The organism is Pseudoalteromonas rubra (assembly GCF_000967655.1).
In the GTDB taxonomy this organism is placed as follows: Bacteria; Pseudomonadota; Gammaproteobacteria; order Enterobacterales; family Alteromonadaceae; genus Pseudoalteromonas; species Pseudoalteromonas rubra_A.
Window position 1 is genome coordinate 1 of the sequence record NZ_JXYA01000077.1, and the last position, 1,202, is coordinate 1,202.

Here is a 1,202-nt window from a genome sequence, read left to right on the forward strand (position 1 = left end):
TGCTGACAGGGTGAAATCATTGTGCTTTAGGGACTGGATAAATCTGACCAGTTAATTATTCAAAATGGTATCACTTATATTTCGATTCTTACAGCCCACACTACAGTCATCCCGCACTTGATGCGGGATCTTCTGACATGCCACACTGTGAGCATGAGCTGCACTGAGATCCGACAATCATTATCAGACTTTAAACAAGAGAAGCTACATTCGAAAGACGTAGGTTTTTTACGTTTAATACCAATTTTACTTAATACCTGGTCAATTTGAAGGAGCAAATATGACGCCAACTGTGTTAAAAATTTTTCATTTAGAATAGCTAAATAGCAAGGTTCTTGCCTTGTTATCGACCATATTTTCTCGCCTCAAAATAGAACGCTTAATTAAGCAAATTGGTATAAGTCATTTAAAGCCGTTGTAGATAGAATAGCATCGCCTATTCATCCATGAAGCTGGGTCCCATCGCGCATCCCTGCGCTCATCTCAATGAGCTGCGAAGCGGTGCTTCGGTTTCTCATCGCCCTTGCGCAAAGTAAATGTACTCGCGTTGCTCGCTGTCATTGTACTTTGCACATGCGATCTAATGTCAAAATCAAATATCCATCGATGTGATAATGATTTTGCAGCCCTCTGAATTTATTAAGCTCTCCAAACAGACTAAAAATCCAAGAAAGAAAGTGCGCATGCTCGCACTGGCTCATTTCTTTGAAGGTAAATCTCGCTATCAGATTGCTGAATACTTGAAGGTCAGTCGTACTAGCGTGAACAAATGGGTGAAAGACTATCTTGATAATGGATTAGAAGGCCTGGAAGAACTAACTCGCTCGGACCGCTCTTGCAAACTGGGTGATGCACAACTGAAGCAGCTTAAAGCGTATGTACTCGGCTCTATAGACCGCACGCAAGGTGGTCGGCTAACACTAGAAGATATTCAGCAATATATATCTGAGCTTTTCACATAGAATACGAGTTGTCGGCTGCTCGCAGGTTGTTGAAAAGGCGCAACCTCTCATGGATCAGCAGTCGGTCAATCCATCCTAAAGGGGATCAAGCTCGCCAGGAAGCTTTTAAAAAACTTTTTAGGTGAAAAAGGCTCACGGCCAAGAGTCGTAAAGCAGCAACAATTCGAATATGCCTATCTATTTGGTGCAGTGTGCCCAATGACTGGTGAAACAGAAGCACTCATCTCACCTTTAGTGAAT

The 1,202-nt window shown here is 42.3% G+C and carries 2 protein-coding genes; both read left to right on the top strand.

The genetic code is table 11. The annotated features are described in order from the left end of the window. Positions 1-614 precede the first annotated feature (614 nt). Positions 615-962 (top strand): helix-turn-helix domain-containing protein, encoded by a 348-nt coding sequence (locus TW77_RS22930; protein WP_082079023.1) that lies wholly within the window; start codon positions 615-617, stop codon positions 960-962. Positions 963-991: 29 nt separating this feature from the next. After that, positions 992-1,087: a hypothetical protein gene (locus TW77_RS26070; protein WP_428838755.1), complete on the top strand. Its 96-nt coding sequence runs from the start codon at positions 992-994 to the stop codon at positions 1,085-1,087. Positions 1,088-1,202: the final 115 nt, after the last annotated feature.

What these genes read in the sequence shown, in the direction of transcription:
- TW77_RS22930 (WP_082079023.1), top strand. Translation starts at nt 615, where the DNA reads ATGATTTTGCAGCCCTCTGAATTTATTAAGCTCTCCAAACAGACTAAA.